This window comes from Paenibacillus methanolicus (assembly GCF_008124765.1).
Lineage (GTDB): Bacteria > Bacillota > Bacilli > Paenibacillales > Paenibacillaceae > Paenibacillus_Z > Paenibacillus_Z methanolicus.
The window spans coordinates 333,284-351,717 of the sequence record NZ_VNHS01000003.1 but is presented as its reverse complement, the minus strand read 5'-3'; the positions used below and the strand labels follow the sequence as shown (position 1 = coordinate 351,717).

19 protein-coding genes are annotated in these 18,434 nt (G+C 57.1%); 17 read left to right on the top strand and 2 right to left on the bottom strand.

The features are described 5' to 3' along the window. Nucleotides 1-144 precede the first annotated feature (144 nt). The 13 genes from BCM02_RS10400 to BCM02_RS10340 all read left to right on the top strand — a co-directional run bounded on the left by BCM02_RS10400 (nt 145) and on the right by BCM02_RS10340 (nt 12,654). Nucleotides 145-1,185: an NAD(P)-dependent alcohol dehydrogenase gene (locus BCM02_RS10400; RefSeq protein WP_148929006.1), complete on the top strand. Its 1,041-nt coding sequence runs from the start codon at nt 145-147 to the stop codon at nt 1,183-1,185. Nucleotides 1,186-1,191: 6 nt separating this feature from the next. Next, nucleotides 1,192-2,442, top strand: a complete 1,251-nt coding sequence (locus BCM02_RS10395) for a multidrug effflux MFS transporter (protein WP_148929005.1) — start codon at nt 1,192-1,194, stop codon at nt 2,440-2,442. 2 nt (nt 2,443-2,444) lie between these two features. Further along, nucleotides 2,445-2,855: a (R)-mandelonitrile lyase gene (locus BCM02_RS10390; protein ID WP_148929004.1), complete on the top strand. Its 411-nt coding sequence runs from the start codon at nt 2,445-2,447 to the stop codon at nt 2,853-2,855. A 112-nt stretch (nt 2,856-2,967) separates the two neighbouring features. Next, nucleotides 2,968-3,762 (top strand): MerR family transcriptional regulator, encoded by a 795-nt coding sequence (locus BCM02_RS10385; protein WP_148929003.1) that lies wholly within the window; start codon nt 2,968-2,970, stop codon nt 3,760-3,762. Continuing rightward, the gene (locus BCM02_RS10380; RefSeq protein ID WP_246183305.1) at nt 3,734-4,669 is read left to right on the top strand and encodes an alpha/beta fold hydrolase; all 936 of its coding nucleotides are present in this window, start codon (nt 3,734-3,736) and stop codon (nt 4,667-4,669) included. The genes BCM02_RS10385 and BCM02_RS10380 overlap by 29 nt, the downstream gene beginning before the upstream one ends. A gap of 148 nt (nt 4,670-4,817) precedes the next feature. After that, nucleotides 4,818-5,573, top strand: a complete 756-nt coding sequence (locus BCM02_RS10375) for an MBL fold metallo-hydrolase (RefSeq protein WP_148929002.1) — start codon at nt 4,818-4,820, stop codon at nt 5,571-5,573. Next, complete coding sequence (locus BCM02_RS10370) at nt 5,554-6,126, top strand: TetR/AcrR family transcriptional regulator (protein WP_148929001.1); 573 nt, start codon at nt 5,554-5,556, stop codon at nt 6,124-6,126. The genes BCM02_RS10375 and BCM02_RS10370 overlap by 20 nt, the downstream gene beginning before the upstream one ends. Nucleotides 6,127-6,272: 146 nt before the next feature. Next, complete coding sequence (locus BCM02_RS10365; RefSeq protein WP_187434133.1) at nt 6,273-6,908, top strand: TetR/AcrR family transcriptional regulator; 636 nt, start codon at nt 6,273-6,275, stop codon at nt 6,906-6,908. A 96-nt stretch (nt 6,909-7,004) separates the two neighbouring features. Next, on the top strand, nt 7,005-8,213 hold the full coding sequence (locus BCM02_RS10360) for a YhgE/Pip domain-containing protein (protein WP_148928999.1): 1,209 nt from the start codon (nt 7,005-7,007) through the stop codon (nt 8,211-8,213). 385 nt (nt 8,214-8,598) lie between these two features. After that, complete coding sequence (locus BCM02_RS10355) at nt 8,599-9,828, top strand: serine hydrolase domain-containing protein (RefSeq protein ID WP_148929236.1); 1,230 nt, start codon at nt 8,599-8,601, stop codon at nt 9,826-9,828. A 154-nt stretch (nt 9,829-9,982) separates the two neighbouring features. Beyond that, nucleotides 9,983-10,624 carry a signal peptidase I gene (gene lepB, locus BCM02_RS10350; protein WP_148928998.1) on the top strand — a complete coding sequence of 214 codons (642 nt, stop codon included), beginning with the start codon at nt 9,983-9,985 and terminating at the stop codon, nt 10,622-10,624. Nucleotides 10,625-10,650: 26 nt separating this feature from the next. Then, nucleotides 10,651-11,763 (top strand): DUF418 domain-containing protein, encoded by a 1,113-nt coding sequence (locus BCM02_RS10345; RefSeq protein ID WP_246183304.1) that lies wholly within the window; start codon nt 10,651-10,653, stop codon nt 11,761-11,763. Between the two features lie 24 nt (nt 11,764-11,787). Continuing rightward, on the top strand, nt 11,788-12,654 hold the full coding sequence (locus BCM02_RS10340) for an RCC1 domain-containing protein (protein ID WP_148928996.1): 867 nt from the start codon (nt 11,788-11,790) through the stop codon (nt 12,652-12,654). Nucleotides 12,655-12,717: 63 nt separating this feature from the next. Here BCM02_RS10340 and BCM02_RS10335 read toward each other — a convergent pair whose 3' ends face one another. Then, nucleotides 12,718-14,115, bottom strand: a complete 1,398-nt coding sequence (locus BCM02_RS10335; RefSeq protein WP_148928995.1) for an MFS transporter — start codon at nt 14,113-14,115, stop codon at nt 12,718-12,720. 143 nt (nt 14,116-14,258) lie between these two features. Between BCM02_RS10335 and BCM02_RS10330 the strand changes: the two genes are divergently transcribed. Continuing rightward, nucleotides 14,259-14,633: an ArsR/SmtB family transcription factor gene (locus tag BCM02_RS10330; RefSeq protein ID WP_246183303.1), complete on the top strand. Its 375-nt coding sequence runs from the start codon at nt 14,259-14,261 to the stop codon at nt 14,631-14,633. A 137-nt stretch (nt 14,634-14,770) separates the two neighbouring features. Beyond that, on the top strand, nt 14,771-15,202 hold the full coding sequence (locus BCM02_RS10325) for a ferritin-like domain-containing protein (protein ID WP_148928994.1): 432 nt from the start codon (nt 14,771-14,773) through the stop codon (nt 15,200-15,202). Between the two features lie 156 nt (nt 15,203-15,358). Here BCM02_RS10325 and BCM02_RS10320 read toward each other — a convergent pair whose 3' ends face one another. Beyond that, nucleotides 15,359-16,264 carry a helix-turn-helix transcriptional regulator gene (locus BCM02_RS10320; RefSeq protein WP_148928993.1) on the bottom strand — a complete coding sequence of 302 codons (906 nt, stop codon included), beginning with the start codon at nt 16,262-16,264 and terminating at the stop codon, nt 15,359-15,361. A 169-nt stretch (nt 16,265-16,433) separates the two neighbouring features. Here BCM02_RS10320 and BCM02_RS10315 point away from each other — a divergent pair, with 169 nt between their 5' ends. Together BCM02_RS10315 and BCM02_RS10310 are read left to right on the top strand one after the other, a co-directional pair. Next, complete coding sequence (locus BCM02_RS10315; RefSeq protein ID WP_187434131.1) at nt 16,434-17,276, top strand: sugar phosphate isomerase/epimerase family protein; 843 nt, start codon at nt 16,434-16,436, stop codon at nt 17,274-17,276. 13 nt (nt 17,277-17,289) lie between these two features. Next, nucleotides 17,290-18,291, top strand: a complete 1,002-nt coding sequence (locus BCM02_RS10310; protein ID WP_148928991.1) for a hydroxyacid dehydrogenase — start codon at nt 17,290-17,292, stop codon at nt 18,289-18,291. Nucleotides 18,292-18,434 lie beyond the last annotated feature (143 nt).

Genomic DNA, 18,434 nt, shown 5'->3' with positions numbered 1-18,434 from the left:
GTTCTGTTGAGATATGAACAGATCGCGATTTTTTAACCATTGAAGAGGCGTCCTTGGTTATATAATAATGAACACGAGTTGAATAATCAAACTAATTCGATTAAGCGCAACGAATTCATTATCTAGTCAAAGGAGACAACGCCCATGTGTCAAACTCACGTTCTGCGCGTCACGGCCGCCAAAGCGCCGTTCGAGAAAGCTTCGATAGAAAGAAGAGCGCTGCGTCCGGATGACGTCGCGATCGACATTAAGTTCAGCGGCATTTGCCATTCCGATATCCATAGCGCGCACGGCGACTGGGCAGGTGGAATATTCCCGATGGTGCCCGGTCACGAGATTACCGGAATCGTCACGGCGGTCGGGGAGCGCGTCAAGACATTCGCGGTCGGCGACCGGGTCGGCGTCGGCTGCTACGTAGACTCTTGCGGAGCGTGCGAATACTGCCTCCGGGGAGAAGAGCAGCATTGCGCCAAAGGGTTCGTCGCCACCTACAATTCATTGGACTATGACGGCAATCCGACCTACGGCGGATACAGCCAGCATATTGTCGTCACCGAAAGATTCGTGGTGCGAATCCCGGACCGTCTCGCCTTGGACGCGGCCAGTCCGTTGTTGTGCGCAGGCATTACGACGTACGCCCCGTTGAAACGCTGGAAGGCCGGTCCCGGCAAAAGGATCGCGATTCTGGGCATGGGCGGGCTTGGCCACGTCGCGATCCAATTCGCGCATGCGATGGGGGCCGAAGTGACCGTCTTGAGCCGTGCGAAAGACAAAGCAAGCGAAGCGCTCCGCTTCGGCGCGGATCATTACTATTCGACGGTGGATCCCGAGACGTTCAACGACTTAGCCGGTCGATTCGACCTGATTCTCAACACCGTGTCCGCCAACATTGACGTCGACCTGTATTTATCGCTGCTGCGCGTAGACGGAACGCTGGTCAATGTCGGCGCCCCCGCCGAGCCGAGTCAATATAACGTGTTCTCCTTGATCATGAGCCGCCGCAGCATCGCGGGTTCCTTGGTCGGCGGACTTCCGGAAACGCAGGAGATGCTCGATTTTGCCGCCGCGCACGACATCGTGCCGCAGATCGAGGTCATCCGAGCCGAGCAAGTCGACGAAGCCTACGATCGCATTCTGCGCAGCGACGTGCGATACCGGTTCGTGATCGACATCTCTTCGTTATAGAACGTCATGAACGATAAACGCACGGATCGTACGCTCCGGTTAGCCTTGATTCTGGCCGCGTTCGCCGCGTTAGGCCCGTTCACGGTCGATATGTATCTCGCCTCGCTGCCGCAGATTATGGATGCGTTCGATACCAACGCATCCATGATCCAAGCGAGCTTGACCGCCTGTCTACTCGGACTCGGCTTGGGCCAATTGGTCATGGGACCGCTTAGCGATCGATACGGACGACGCACGCCATTGCTGATTGCCATGCTGCTGTATATTGCGGCATCCGTCGGCTGTGCTTTCGCGCCCGCGATTGAATGGTTCATCGCCTTGCGGTTGTTGCAGGGGATCGCCGCCTCGGCCGGACTCGTCATCTCCCGCGCGATCGCCCGCGACAGGTATAGCGGCGTGGCCATGACGAAGTTCATCGCGCTGCTGACGACGATTAGCAATGTCGCGCCTCTCATATCTCCGAATGCCGGAAGCGCCGTGGCTTCGTACAGCTCTTGGGCGGGCGTGTTTATTAGTTTGGGCTTGCTAGGCATACTATTAACGGCCGTCGCCAGCTGGTGCGTAGAGGAAAGCTTGCCTGCCGCGCGGCGCGTCACAGGCAGCTTGTCGGCAGTCGTGAGCAATTACGGTCTTTTGTTTCGCGATCGCGCGTTCATGGGCTATGCCCTGGTGAACGGCATCCTGTTCGCCGGCGTGTTTGCTTTCGTCGCGGGAACGCCTTTTATCTATCAGAATATGTTCGGCGCGTCGCCGCAGCACTTCTCGATCCTATTCGCCTTGAACGGGCTAGCCATCATGATCGGATCGCAGTTGGTCAAACGTATGGTCGGCAAGCTGACGGAACGCTTTATCATTCAGGTGGGCTTATCGCTATCTCTCGTGTCGACTTCGGCGATCCTGATCACGGTTGTTGCGGGGGGATCGCTGCCGGCCATTGTCGCCGCGACTTTCTTGTTCGCGGTATCGGTCGGCATCATCGGACCGGTGTCGGTTACGTTGGCGATGGCATCGCAAGGACGGATCGCGGGCAGCGCTTCGGCCGTGCTGGGCACCTTGCAATACGCGCTCGGCGCGGTTTCTTCCCCGCTCGTGGGCATGGCGGGGGAACGTTCGGCTATCCCGTTCGGCATCGTAATATTCACGACCAGCATATTGGCCGTCGCCGCCTATTTCGCACTCGTCCGGAAAGCGGAATACGCCGACGATGACCGCAACGACGCAGGATCACAAATTCGCAATGTAAGCGGAGGGATATGACTATGGATATTAAACGAATCGGGTCCACGCCTTCAGGCAAAGGACCGTCGGATTATTTTACAGGCACGGTGCGCATCGATCCGCTGTTCGAAGCCGCCGACCCGGCACGCGCGGCAGGCGCAAGCGTGACGTTCGAGCCGGGCGCGCGGACAGCCTGGCATACGCATCCGCTCGGTCAGACGCTGATCGTAACGGCAGGCCTGGGACGGGTGCAACGCTGGGGAGGCGCGATCGAGGAGATTCGTCCCGGCGACGTCGTCTGGTTCCCGCCGGGAGAGAAACACTGGCATGGCGCTTCGCCCGCCACGGCGATGACGCATATTGCCATTCAAGAACGACTGGATGGCAAAGCGGTCGAATGGTTGGAGCATGTGAGCGACGAACAATACGCGTTTAGAGAAGATTGGGAATAAGAACAGCGATCGAAAAGCCTCAGACCCATTCAGTCTGAGGCTTCTTTTCATGAAAAGAAGCGATTGCATATGACGTTACGTCGTGTGGTTTAATGAACGTAGAGGTGAGTTCATGGAGCAAACCAAGTACACGGCCGGTCAATTGGCGGACGTCGCCGGCACGACCGTCAGAACCGTTCAGTATTATGATCAAATCGGTCTGCTGAACGCCGAGCGCAGCGGGGGCAAACGAATCAGAACTTACGACGACGCCGATTTGGTGAAACTGCAGCAAATTCTATTTTACAAAAAACTAGGCTTGTCGCTGAAGGAAATCCAGCATAGCTGTTTGCGTTATGAGCAGGCGGAGGACTTGAAACGTATATTGGCGCGGCAAAACGAGCTGCTGTTCCGAAAGGAAACCGAAATCAGATCGAACCGGGCTATTATCGAGGCGATCCTATCCGCGATCGAGGCAGGACATCACTGCGATTTGGAGCAGATGGTGAAGTTAACGCTCGGTTTGAATCGCGACACGATTTTCGAGTATGAGCGATTGCGGCTTGATCCCGACACGGTAACGGTTTTCGGACAATACGAAATCGACGGAGAGAAAGCCGCGGCTATCTATTGGCAGTGGAAAAAACTGCTCGTAGAGGCGGTATTGCTGAAATTCGTCGGCATTCAACCGGACAGCGATGCAGGCTATCAGCTCGGCAAAAAGTGGGGTGTCTTCGTGCGGAATGCGACGAATGGCAATGAGGAGCTGGCTGACGCGTATTATGCGGCGCGCAGGCAGAGTCATTTATGGCCCGAGGAAGACCGCTTGTTAATGGACGCCTGCGAAGGCTATCTGGAACAATCCTATCGCTATTTTCTAATCCGAGAGGGGGACGGACATGATGAAGTCGAACAGAGCTGCTTATAGAAGCGAGGCTTTAGAAGTCGGTCGTTTTATGACCGAAGCGGGCCAGGCGGCTTTCCGATCCGCGTATGATAAAGCGATGGCGCTTCTACCGTTCCCGGTTACGGTGCAGGATGTCGACACGGGGTTTGGCGCGGTGCGCGTCTATCAATTCGGCCACGAGGCTAACCTGCGGAAAGAACCACTTCTATTATTGCCGGGACGTTCATCCTCGACGCCGATGTGGGAACCGAATCTGCAAGGATTGATGCGCGAGAGGCCGGTGTACGCGCTCGACTTGCTGGGGGAAGCGGGGATGAGCGTGCAGACGAAGCCGATCGCGGATCGACGCGATCAAGCGAGATGGCTGGATGAAACGCTATCCGGATTGAAACTCGAACGCGTGCATCTGCTGGGCGTCTCCATCGGCGGTTGGACGGCCATGAATATCGCGCGCTTTTATCCGGAGCGGGTCGCTTCGGTTAGTTTGCTGGACCCGGTGTTTGTTTTTGCGCCGATATCGTTGAAAATGGCAGCTGCATCCATACCGGCCTCCGTCCCGTTCGTGCCTAAATGTATTCGCCAGCAGATGCTGAGCTACATCTCCGGCGGAGCGAAAACGGATGACGGCGAGCCGATTGCCCAACTAATTGAAACGGCGATGCGTGTCTTCAAGCTGAAGCTGCCTACGCCGGATCGGTTCAGCGCCGCGGATTTACAGCAAATTAACATTCCGGTTCTGGCCTTGATGGCGGAGAAGAGCACCATGCATGATTCGGCCAAGGCAGTGAAAAACGGAAGGGAAAATGTTCCGAGTATCGAGATCATCAATTGGCCCAACGCCTCGCACGCGATAAACGGAGAATTTCCCAACGAGGTTAATGCGGCAATAACCACATTCGTGAAGAAGCACGCCAACGATTCCCCATGAGGCCGTCGAGTTCGACGAAGAGCGCGTCCAAGTTTCGAGGCGTCCCCCGTTCGAGCAGCGTATGACCAAACGTCCCCTTGCCAAAACTAATGGTATTAGTTATTATAAAACTAACGACATTAGTTTTCGAAAATAAGGAGTGATCCGATTGAGAATCATTCATAAACTTTCCGTCTATCAACTGACGTTTTTGCCGCGCTTCTTCCCGGTGAACGCTTATTTGGTCGAGGAAGAAGACGGCTTGACCGTCATCGACGCCGCTTTGCCCTACAGCGCGAAGGGCATTCTTCAAGCCGCGGCGCGGATCGGAAAGCCGATTACGCGGATCGCGTTGACGCATGCGCATGGCGACCATATTGGCGCGCTCGATGCGCTCAAGGCCGCGCTGCCGCGCGTGCCCGTATTCATTTCGGCACGCGATGCCCGGCTGCTGGACGGCGACCGGTCGCTCGACGCGCACGAGCCGCAAGGTTCGATACGAGGGGATGTGCCGAAGGCCGGCAAGATCAAGACGAAGCCGGATGTGCTGCTGCAAGACGGCGATCGGGTGGGCTCCTTGCTTGCCGTCGCCGCCCCTGGCCATACGCCCGGGCATATGGCGTTTCTGGATACGCGCAGCCGGGCTTTGCTTGCAGGCGATGCGCTTCAGACGCGCGGCGGCATGGCGGTAGCCGGCCAACTGCGTCCGTTGTTCCCCTTCCCGGCCATGGCGACGTGGAACAAGGAAGCGTCGTTCGCGACCGCGCGCCAATTGCGCGAGTTGAATCCTTCGCTTCTTGGCGTGGGACACGGCCTAATGGTCGATAATCCGCTGGCCGAGATGGCCCGCGCGATCGAAACGGCCGACCGACAACTGCATGCCAACCCGGAAGGGAGCAACCGAGATGCCTCGCATCGGTCTTGATCTGCCGGCGGTCATTCGTGCCGCAACCGAAATCGCGGACGCGCAAGGGCTTGAAGCCGTCACGCTGGCTTCGCTCGCGCAGAAGCTGCAGATCCGTTCTCCGTCGCTCTATAATCACGTCAACGGGCTGCCGGAATTGAGACGCCAGCTTGCGCTGTCCGGGTTGACGCAGATGTCGGAACTGTTCGCGAGCGCGCTGGCCGGCAAGACGGGCGACGAGGCTATACGGGCGTTCAGCTATGCGTATCTCGACTTCGCCCGCGCTCATCCCGGCCTCTATGAAGCGGTGCAGCGAGCCGTCGACCCGGACGACAATCGGCTGCAGGAAGCAGCCGGAAGCGTGGTGGGTATGGCCGTGAATGCGTTGGAAGTGTACGGACTTCGGGGAGAAGCGGCCATTCACGCCGTGCGCGGGCTGCGCAGCTTCCTGCACGGGTTTGCCAACCTGGAGAAGCAGGGAGGCTTCGGCATTCCGCTCGACCTGGACGTCACGTTCCGATTAATTATCGATACGTTTCTTGCGGGGGTTAAGGCGATGCAAGCCGAGGAGTAGGACGTCGGAACGCATGAGGCAGTTTTTCGGATTTTTGGAGACGGGATCGCGATGAGTACGTGCTACCGGCGCCTGACGCTTGACAGTAATCCTACGTCAAGCATATATTATATTCACCGATCGTTCAATGAATGGAGGTGATGATCATGAGCGGAGGTCGACGAACCGATCGCAATCTGCGCCAGGAACAAGCCGCCGAGACGAGGGAGAAGCTGCTGCGTACCGCCAAGGCGTTATTCGCCCAGAACGGCTACCACGGCACGCCCGTGCGCGCGATTAACCGGGAGATCGGCATGGCTGACGGCATTCTGTACCATTACTTCCCCGGCGGGAAGCGGGAGATGCTCGGGGTGTTGCTGCAGGAGATCTTCATCGAGAAGGGGAAGCTGATTGAGGCATCCAGCGAGGAGCTCGACAACTTGCCGTTGAAGGAAGCGCTGGAGCTGATCTCGAGCAGGCTTACGAAACTTTTCCTGGAGGACAAAGACTTCATGCGCATTCTGTTCCGGGAGCATGAGGTGCTCGATATCGAAGGCGCCGTGCTGCTATCGAAGCTGATCGTAGAGAGACATACATGGTTCGCCTCCATGCTGGAGAGCAGGCATGAGCGCGGCGAGATCCGCAAGATGGACTTTCTGTTCGCCGCGAAGCAATTCATCTCCATGAATCTGCTGTACGTGGTCAGCTCGATTATCGGCATCAATTTCACCGGTACCGAGGATTTAACCGAATACCGTCTTCGCGCCATTGCCCACACCGTGGATCTATGGCTCGTTCCCTGACATCGTTCAGGGAACTTTTTTGCTCATTAATTCACCGTACGTTCAATCAATTAAATGCGAAGAGACGGATGATCCGTCCAGAAGGAGAGAGGAATCATGGCATTCTTCAAGCAAAAAAACATCTTATTGGCGCCTGTGCTGGTCATCGTCGTTGCATTGATCTTCGGACTCGCGACGTTGGGGTCGACCGTCAATCCGGTTCCCCGGCAGCTTCCCGTCCTATTGGCTCAAATGGATGAAGGTTCGACGCTGCCCGGCCAAGGCGATGTCAATTATGGCAAGACGATCGCGGACAATCTGACCGCCGCATCGACCGGAGAGCAAAGCGCGTCGTCGCCGTTCGAGTGGGAGATCGTGTCGGACTCGGAAGAAGGCCTCGACCGGCTTGACCGGCAGGAAGCCTACGCGCTCGTCGTCATTCCGCAGTCGCTGAGCGCGGATGTGGCGGGTCTGATGAAGGGATCGTCCGACGCGGCCGACATTCAGATTTACGTGAACCAAGGCAAGAACATGAGCGCCGCCGGCGCCGTGTCTCAAGCAATGACTCAAGTATTCCAAGGCATCAACGCCAAATTCAGCGAGCAGCTAACCGGCGCGCTCGCGGCGCAAGGGATGCAAGTCAATCCGGCCCAAATCGCGGGCTTGGCCAATCCCGTACAAGCGAAGATTCAACTCGTCCATCCCGTCGGCACGCATAGCGCGAACGGCAATGCGCCCGGCTCGCTCGTCCAGATCGGTTGGATGGCGGCGCTCGTCGCGTCCATGCTCGTGTTCTTCGCGAAGCGGAACGTCAGGACGGAAGGCCGGAAGCAGCAGGCGAGCCTGATCAGCATGCAAGTTGTCGCGGGCGCGGTCTTGTCGATAATCGCGGGCTTCGGCATTCTGGGGAGCGCGGACTACGTGTTCAACATGCATGTGCCGTCGTTTCTCGACTCGGCGCTGTTCCTGTCGCTCGCGGTATTCAGCTTCTTCCTGATGATGTCGGCGCTTCTCTCCTGGCTTGGATTCGCGGGTATTCCCATCTTTATGCTGCTCTTCTTCTTCACCGGTCCGGTGCTGACGCTGGCGCCCGAGATGCTGCCGCAGGCGACGAGAGACCTTCTCTACAGCTGGGTGCCGCTCCGTTTCGCCGTCGAAGGGCTGCGCGATCTGTTCTACTTCGGTCAAGGGTTGAACATCGGGGAACCGCTCGCCGTTATCGCGTCCATTGCCGGCGGATCGCTGGTCGTGCTTCTCGGCTCCGCGTTCAAACCCGCGAACGCTGCGAAGGCGCTTCCGGCGAATACCGAAGCCGTTCGCGGTTAATATGCAATCCGTCGTTGCCAGCCAGCGTTGATTCATGACGTTGGTCTATAACTCTCGAGGAAACCGCGCGCTGCGCGGTTTTTTGCTATGGATATACCGATTTATTAACACCAGCCTACGGCGGCTTTTTGCTTACGGGTGTAAACAAGTGGTAGTGAACCATGAATACCAGCCGGAATGGCGCAATATTTCTAGAGATAGGTACGAAAGGGGCAAGGGGAGGTTCACCCCGTAACGAACGCGCCACGCCGCAAAAGACGGCGATAGCTGTTTAGCTTGAAGAGCTCGACCCTGAAGAATGCATCGTTCCAAAGCAATTTACAAAACGAAGCCGATGTGTCCAATGTAACGGTTAAATAAGGAGGGTAATCAAATGGAAAAGACGATGGGACAACGCAACAACGGCTTCTCCGATGCAGGGCTGCTCAAATTGCGCGACGTGCTGGCACGGCATGTCGAGTCCGGGAAAATTCCCGGGCTGGTCGCCTTGATCAGCCGGCATGGGGAGACGCACTGCGAAGCGCTCGGCACGATGCGCCATGACGGAGGCGCGCCGATGCGCCGGGACACGATCTTCCGAATGGCATCGACGTCCAAGCCGGTATCGGTCGCGGCGGCGATGATTCTGCTCGATGAGTGCAAGCTGCGTCTGGATGATCCGGTCGACCATTGGCTTCCAGAACTCGCCGATCGGCAGGTGCTGAGACGGCCCGACGGTCCGCTGGACGATACCGTGCCGGCGCGGCGGCCGATCATCGTACGGGACTTGTTGACTTCCACGTTCGGGCTTGGCATCGATCGAACTTTGCTGGACGCGCCGATCATGAACGCCATCTTCGGGCAGGGGCTCACGCCCGATCTGCCGGAGCCGATGCCCGAGCCGGATGAGTGGATGCGCCGCCTTGGCACGCTTCCGCTGATGCACCAGCCCGGAGAACAGTGGCAGTATCACATCAGCAACGATCTGCTCGGCGTGCTCGTCGCCCGGGTCGCGGGTCAGTCGTTCGAGACGTTCTTGCGCGAACGCCTTTTCAACCCCCTCGGCATGAAGGACACCGGTTTCTACGTGTCCGCCGACAAGATCGACCGGCTGCCACCCCTCTACGCGCCTAATCCGCAGACCGGCGAGTTCCTCGTGTGGGACGAATCCGAGGGGGGACGCCACAGCAAGCCGCCGGCGTTCGAAGGCGGCGGAGGCGGACTGTCCTCCACCGTCGACGACTTCCACGTCTACTACCGGATGCTGCTCAATGACGGGATGCATGGCAACGAGCGGATCCTGTCCCGGCCCGCCGTCCAGCTGATGACGACCAACCGTCTTACGTCCGAGCAGCAAGCCGCCCGTCACGCCATGGCCACCAATAACGTCCATGTGTCGTTCGGTCAAGGGCAGCACGGCGGTTGGGGGTTCGGGATGGCGGTACGCACATACCGCGGCGACTACGCGCCCATCGGCCAGTTCGGCTGGGACGGCGGCAGCGGCACCACGACTTACGCCGACCCGGGTAACCAGCTCGTCGGCATGCTGCTCACCCAGGTCGGCATGTCGACCCCGAATTCGGCGCGGCTGATCCACGATTTCTGGACCACGGTCTATCAGGCTATCGAAGACTGACTTCATAATCGTTATATACGGCAGCCGGTCAGAACGACCGGCTGTCCTTTCATTTCGGAAGGGAGCGAGAAACATCTGCGCCCTCATCTGTCTTTATGTGGTAAAATGTGGATGAGTTTTGGGGAGGGAGCGCACGTTATGAAAAAAGGAATGGGTGCGGTTTGGGCGTTGGTATTGGTCACGGCGGCCGCAACCATCGGCTGCGGTTAGCGCGAACCGGCATCGTCGAAGTCGGGCGTTCCGGACGACCTGGATTCGAACACGGGGTGGACGGTTTTCGAACCGTGGCCGTCACGAATATGACTCCACCGTGGTGGGCGACTTGGCGGTCGATCCGGGCTACTATGCAGATCGTCCTTTTTCCCGGGGCGACGTTATCTATTTCCGCACGCCTGCCATACCGGACGCCGCTAATCCGAGTTTGAAACCGGCTGCTCGCCAAATCGCGCGTGTCATTGGGCTGCCCGGCGAGAAGGTGAAGATCGAACACGGCCAAATTTATATTGACGACAAGCGGCTGGATTCGTTCTATGGCCATGCGCAATCCCGAGGCTTGGATCAAGAAGCTTATGCGAATGCGGTCGGAGAGGCGGACGTTACGCATGACATGGAGGCGTATTTCGATCCGACAATAGAGGAGCTGGCCATTCCCGGCGATCACGTCTATGTATTGGGCGATATGTGGTGGCGAAGCGTGGACAGTCGGTTGTTTGGTCCGCTATCCACACCTGAAATTAGAGGGAAAGTGGTCGGCTATGTGGGGGGGAGCTACGTTAACGGGAAGCAGTCGGAATAATATGGGATGAAAGGATGGGCCTTATCGTGTCTAATTTCAGCGGGCGCAAGCTTGCGCCGGATCTGGCTAGAGGCTTTATGCTGCTGCTTATTGCATTGGCTCACGCGAATCAGAATCTGATCCACCTCGAAGCAACCGCTATAAATCGCGTAATCGTCTTGTTGCGGCAAATCGTTGTCGACGGACGGGCGTTTCCCGTATTTTTTCTGCTGTTTGGTTATGGGATGGTGCAATTATTACGCCGACAAGAAGAGAAGGGCCAAGAGTGGCCGGCTATACGCAACCTGTTTCTCCGGCGCGGCTGGTGGCTTCTTTTGTTTGGATTCGTTCATACCATCTCGCTCTATGACATGACGATCGGACTGTACGGCTTGGCCACGATCTTCTTTTTTTGGTTCCTCCGTTTGTCAGACAGAACCTTGATTTGGATCGCGGCCATCACCCTCTTGCTGGCGACCGTGCTTGGCGCCGTGATTACCCGCGGCGAATATGATTGGGGTCATGTTGTTCCGACTGCAGAGGCAGCCGCTTCCGGCGGGATCGGGACGATCATGCTCACGCGAGCGTTCAACTGGGTGCTGTACAGCCTCATTCTCTTGCATCAAGTTATACCGGCCATGGCGCTGGGCATTTGGGCGGCCCGCAAGAAGCTGCTGGACGATCCGGCGCGGCATCGGGTTCTCCTCTTGCGGACGGCAATCGTTGGTCTTGCGCTGTCTATTTTAGGCGGCTTGCCGCTAGCGCTTATGTCCTCGCTGTACTGGAATGACCCTTCGGAGGCAGAACAAGCGATTGCGGGTTCCTTCCATACCTTGACCGGCTATGCTGGCGGAATCGGCTGGGCTGCGCTTATCGGATTGATCGCGGGGAACTCGAGAGCGATACGCGGCAAGCTGATCATGGCGCTTGCGGCGCTTGGCCAGCGGTCGTTAACGTTTTACATTTTTCAATCCATCGCGTTCTATATCGTTTTTGCGGAAGGACTTGGCGGTTTAGGCGCGACCGGCAATCAACTTAGCAGCGATATTGTCGCCTGGCTGACATGGATCGCTTCTCTCATCATGGCCGGGTTCATGCAGCGCGCTAACGTCGCCGGTCCTGCCGAGAAGCTGCTGCGTCGATTGACTTATCGGAAATAACTTATATTCGAAGGAGCGATATTCATGAACGTTGCGAAACCCATGCCTTCCCTTGCGGCGGGTTATCGTCATACCGTCGGTCTTCAATCGGACGGCATGGTGGTCGCTGCGGGGGATAACAAATACGGCCAATGCGATGTAGGCGAATGGCGCGATATCGTGGCGATTGCGGCGGGTAATGCGCATACCGGCAATGCGCATACCGTCGGACTGAAATCGGATGGCACGGTGGCGGCCGTAGGTTGGAACAAGCATGACCAATGCGGGGTAAGCGGCTGGCGGGATATCGTGGCGGTAGCGGCGGGGTGGCGTCGAACCGTCGGGCTGAAATCGGATGGCACGGTGGTGGCCGTAGGTCGCAATCAGGAAGGCGAATGCCATGTAAGCGGCTGGCACGACATCGTGGCGGTAGCGGCAGGCGACTGGCATACCGTCGGGCTGAAATCGGACGGCACGGTGATATTGACCGGAAATAATCGGTATGGCCAATGCCATGCAAGCGACTGGCGCGACATCGTGGCGATCGCGGCGGGTTATCTTCATACCGTCGGTCTTCAATCGGACGGCACGATGGTGGCTGTGGGTCGAAACCAGGAAAGTCAATGCGAGGTAAGCGAATGGCGGAGGATTACGGCGATCGCGGCGGGCAGCAAGCATACCGTCGGCCTTAAGTCGGATGGTACGGTGGCGGCAGTAGGCTCCAATAAGCATGGCCAATGCAATGTGAGCGATTGGTGCGATATCGTGGCGGTAGCGGCGGGGTGCGCGCATACCGTCGGTCTTCAATCGGACGGCACGGTGGTGGCCGTAGGTGATCGCGACTATGGGCAGTGCGAGGTAAGCGGCTGGCGCGGCATCGGTCTTGAGAAGCGAACATATAGGAGGAAATAGTCGAAGAGGTGTCCCATCGTCATCTAGGATGACGATGGGACACCTCTGTTCGTGCTGCTGCCGTTACCTCGTTGAGGGTAGTGGCGATGAAGCGGACGGGTTGTTCGATCTGTTTTGCCGGGTATAGAAGAAGCCGCACACGATAGCCAACAGGACGATCAGCACCATTCCCCAGAAAATGCTGCTATAGGCGGAAGCAAGGGCGCGGGCATGCTGCCATTCGAGCGCCGTCGCCGTCGCCGCGATGCCGAATGCGCCGCTGAAAAATTGCAGCAGCTGGAACAATCCCAGTCCCGAGCCGACTTGCGATCCGGGCAGCAGACGCGACAGCTCGTTCGAGACGCTGCTGGACAGGAACGTGAACCCGACGCTCATGATCATGTAGATGAACAGGACCGCCCAATACGAGCGTGCGGCGAAGAGCGCGAACAGCACGACGGATGCCAGCATAAGCCATGGCACGTATTGGATGATGAAGCGATTGCCGTGCCGATCGATAATTCTCCCGACCGAGCGCGACAGAATCATCGCCAGCATGGAACCGGGGAAAATAATAAAGCCGGATTGACTGGCCGATAATCCGAATTGATGGACCAGAACCTGCGGCAAAATGAACAAGGTGGCAAAGCTGCACAGATAGGCGCCTATTCCGACGGCGCTAACGGTCAAATAACGCGCATTACGGAATAGAGCCGGCTGTACGAAGGGATCTTGGGCGATGCGAATGCGCACGACGAACAAGATGATGGCCGCCAACCCGGCCGCCAGCCAATACCAAGCTTGACTGGTCAGGAACAGCAGAAGTCCCGTCGTGCCGATGCCCGCGAACAAGGCGCCAAGCAGATCGAAGCTTCCTTTCGCCGGCATCTCTTTGGGAAGCAGCCGGATGTAGAACGGAATGAGCAGCAGCGTAAGAGCGGTTATGGCGAATAGGTAATGCCAACCCATATATTCGACGATGACCCCTCCGATGACGGGGCCCAGACCTAACCCGAGCGACGCGGCCGACATAATGGCGGCCATGGCTTTGCCCCTTCTCTCCACGGGCACGTACCTTGTGATCAGGACCATGGACAGCGCGGGAATCGCGCCAGCGCCGGAAGCCTGAATCAGTCGCGCGATTAAGAGCGGGAGGAAGCCATTGCTGAATAAGCCGAGGATGGCCGCCCCGCCGAACGACAACAGTCCGATGACATATAGACGTTTGATCGGCACGAAGTCGGAGAGCCGGCTGTACGTGATGGACGAGATGGCGAACAGAATGGAGTAACCGGTCACGATCCACGATACCGAGGTGGATGATAGCGCGAAATCAATCGCGACATCGGGCAAGGCGAGGTTGAACATCATCGTATTCATAATGACGAGCACGATCGTAAATCCGAGCAGCAGCGTGAAGACGCCTTCGTGAATGGGCGCCTTTTCTTCGCTTGCGCGATGGGCAATATCCGTTCCCGGCATAATATCCCTCTTTTCCATGTTCTAATGTTCGATTATAATCGAACATTAGAAATATAGCATGGAATATGATACGATGCAATTATTACTTTCCAAATTATTCACGCACGGCGATTACACGTTATCGGCGGAAGGGGCTGCTCCACTTGAAAGCATTACATCATCCCGATCGATCTGATCTTCAACTCACTTCCGTGTTATATGCGCTAAGCGATCCGATTCGCATCCGCTTGGTGGCCACGCTGGTCAAGATGGGTGAAGGATCCTGCGGTTGTCTCGAATTGCCCATTGTCAAATCAACCTTGTCCCACCATATGCGCACGCTACGCGAATCGGGCATTACCCGTACCCGGATTCAAGGTACGCAGCGGCTGCAGAGCATCCGGCATGAAGATCTGGAAGCTCGGTTCCCGGGTCTGCTCCAGACGATACTGCAAGCCTACGAAACCTCGACCGGAGAGGCGGCTGCTTATCCGCTTCCGGAAGGATGGGCCGAGCCCGGACAGCAGGAGAAGGCGTAGTAGTCGTGACGAATAATAGATTCTAGCAATGAGGAGAAGACGATCCGCGATCGCAGCTTGCGAGCCGCCGCGGATCGTCTTTTTGTCGTTTCGGATCCAACGAGGGATGCGCCGTCTGGGGTATACGTCAAACGGAGATGCCGCTGCCCTATACCGCGATGCGGGAGTCGCTCCAGCTTATTCAGACGACGGCGAATGCGGAGAGCAACACGGAATCGTTTTATCGCAAGCTTATCGAACTGGCGCCATCCGAGGAGGCGCGAACCATCATTGCCTCTATCCGGGATGATGAACGCAAGCATTTGAACATATTGCGCGAGATCTACGCGGCCTTCACGGGAAGGGCTGTTCAGCTGACCGCGCCGATTACGATGTATAAGGACGCCGCTTCCTATGAGGAAGGCTTAAAGGAAGCCTTATTTAACAAATGGACGATGGTACAGCGCGCAGGGAGTATTCTTGCCGCCATGCCAACAGGCTATTATCAGAATTTAATCGCCAAAATCGCCATCGATAACGTGGCGATCGTATCGAAATGGAACTATTTGCTTGCGCCGCTTCGTCGGTAATGGCGACCATGGACCGCATCCTCGCCGAGAAGCAGAAACAACCCGGTGCTCGGCTCGCCGCGAACAACAAGCAATCACCGCAATTCATAACGATCGCGCATCCGTTTGGGTGCGCGGTCGTTTTGCTTTATTGGATCAGCCAAGAACCAACCGGGTTTAAGCCTGATGTTTGCGATAATCGCCTGGCGTGATTCCGGTGTGCCTCTTGAAGGTTCGGTTGAAGTGACTGATATGGTTGTAGCCGACGCGCGTCGCGATTTCGGTAATCGTGAGATCGGTATCGGCCAGCAGCTCCATGGAAGCCTGCACGCGGATCGCGGACAGCAGCTCGATATAGGACTTGCCCTTAACCAGCTTCAGCATATTGCTGAAGTAGGAAGGGGCCATCAAGGCTCTGGCGGCGACCTCGTCCAAGTGAAGATCCTCGTCGTAGTGCGACTGCATGTAGTCGATCGCCTCATAGAACGCTTCCCGGTGGAGCGCGACCTTTTGTCGTTCGTTCTGGCTTTGCGTTTGCGTAAATCGTTTGTACTGCCGGCCAGCAATGACGAGGAGCTTGAGCAGCTCCGCTTTAATGGCCAGACGATAGCCTTCTTCGCGTTCCCGCCATTCGGCCAGGAGCGATTCCAATACGGTCTCCACGATTGATTGGGTGGCGGCGGGCAAGGTCATTTTGGGCATGAGGTCGGCTTCCGATAGGAGGGGGCGGATATATGCAAAGTCGAGGAACGTTTGCATGTGCGCGATATCGCGAAAGTTCTCATTCACCGCCTGGGGCATGAAATCGACCTGAATCATCACGAAGTCCATGTCCTCGCGGGGTTCGAGCCGATGTTCCTGGAACGGCGGAATGGAGAACAGATCCCCTTTGGTCAGCACGAACTGCCGGCCGACCGCCCAATGCAGACAACTGCCGGACATCAGATAGCAAAGCTGCAAATGCTCGTGCGCATGCAGGACGCGATTCATCGCGGACGGCGTGCGAATTTCGATTTTGAACGGGAATTCCTCGTTCAGCATCTCGTTGGAGCGATAAATCGGGTACTCCGGGTGGTTGGGCATGCGAACCTCCGAGATCGGAATCGTTACATAACGGCTTCATCAACATCGTACACGGAATCGCGGAATTGTTCAAAAAAATCGCGGAAAAGGTAAAGCGGCCGAGCATCCGCGACTGCCATAATGCTTACTAGAAGGGTTATTCGATCTTAGAGAGGAGATGGAGGACATCTTGAAAACGGCGTTTAGCACCTTGCCATGCGAGGGCTGGTCGTTGGACGACATGATCGGAATTGCCAAGTCGTGCGGATTTCATGGGATGGAGCTGAGGGAAGGCGCGAATTGGGGGATATCCGCGGATATGTCCGCTTCCGCTCGGCAGACGGCGCTGCACAAACTGGAGGCGGCTGGCCTGCGAATTACCAATATCGGTTCAAACGTATGCTTCACCGGGAACGAGGGGGATGCCGCGCAGCTGACACACTTTATGGGCGTGGCTGCATTGGCGAGAGATCTGCAGGCGGACGGCGTGCGAATTTTCCTCGGCTATTTCAATGAACGCAAGGATAGTCCGGTTCCGGCTATCGATTATCCCGCCATCGTAAGCCGCGTTCAAGAAGCTTGCGATGTGGCCGCCATCTACGGGGTGCAGGTCTGGATCGAAACGCATAACGAGTTCGCGACCGGCCGTTCGCTTCGACAGCTGCTGGATGACGTGAATCGTCCGAATTGCGCGGTCATCTATGACATCATTCATCCACTGGAGGAGGGGGAGCCGCCGGAGGAGACGATCGCGCTGTTAGGTCCGCAGCTGGCCCACGTCCATATGAAGGACGGCGTTCCGTTCGACGATCCGATGGCGCTGAGCTGGAAATATACCAAGCTAGGCGAAGGCCAGGTTCCGATCATGGCGATCGTGAAGCTGCTGGAACAGTCCGGATACTGCGGGTACTACTCCTTGGAGTGGGAGACCAAATGGCGCAAAGAACTGCAAGTACCCGGCATGGAGCCGGAGACCGTATTCCCGGACTATGTCGCGTTGATGAAAAGCGCTTCCCAGTCGCCGAACAAATAAGGAGGATGACCTCATGAAAACATTAGTCGCCATTGCGGACCCGGGCTTGCGGGACATGTTCTGGCAGGAGTCCACGATCGATAAGCTGTCGCGCTTCGCGGACGTAGATTTTGTCCCGCTTGCCGAGCCGTTCGACAGCGAAAAGTTAGCGAATCGAATCGAGATGTACGATGCGGTCATCACGTCATGGGGATCGCCTAGATTCACCTCGCAGGTGCTGGCGCAGGCTCGCAGCTTGAAGTTCATCGGACATGGAGCGGGGAGCGTCGCCGGCATCGTCGACGAGGATGTATTCGATCTCCCGATCGCGGTAACTTCGGCCAACAAAGTGCTGGCGCTCTCGACCGCGGAGTGCGCGGTATCTCTCATACTCGCGGGTGCTTGGGACCATGCGGGCTATAGCGGTAGACTGAAACAAGGACGATGGAGCGTCAACAACCGCGAAACCGTTCTAGGCGTTACGCGCAGAGTGATCGGACTGGTCGGCTATGGCGAAATCTCCAAGCAAGTCATTCGCATGCTGCAGCCGTTCCACGCCAAGCTTTTGCTGCATTCGAGCTATTGCACGCAAGCGGAAGCGGATGCGCTCGGGGTGGAGTTGTGCGGGCTGAACGAATTGTTCGAACGATGCGACATCGTCTCGCTTCACAATACGTGGACGCCTCGCACGGAAGGCATGATCGGCGCGGAACAGCTGAATCGGCTGCGCGACGGCGGACTGTTGGTGAATACGGCCCGCGGGCCGATCGTGCAAGAGAACGCTTTGCTCGACGCGCTGCGCGGCGGACGTATATTCGCGGCGCTTGACGTCTACGACCGGGAGCCGTTGGGGGTCGACCATGAATTGCTGGCGCTCCCGAATGTGCTGTGTCTGCCGCATATCGGCGGCTATCATGGTCTCCTGAAGCGCGAGCTATGCGATTTCGTCGTCGACGAGCTGGCTCGCTTCGCCAATGGGGAGGCGCTTCTCGGCCAAGTCTCGCTGGCGCATTACCGCAGATTGACCCCTTGGTAAGAAGGTCGCCGATTGAAGCGAGTTGAACGACCAGGCAAGGTGAAATAAAGCAATTGCGAAGCGCTTCTATTGGCTGGTGGAACATGTTATGGTAGAAATTGTTCGGGAAGAAATGCAAATACATGTAACGAAAAAGGAGGCTC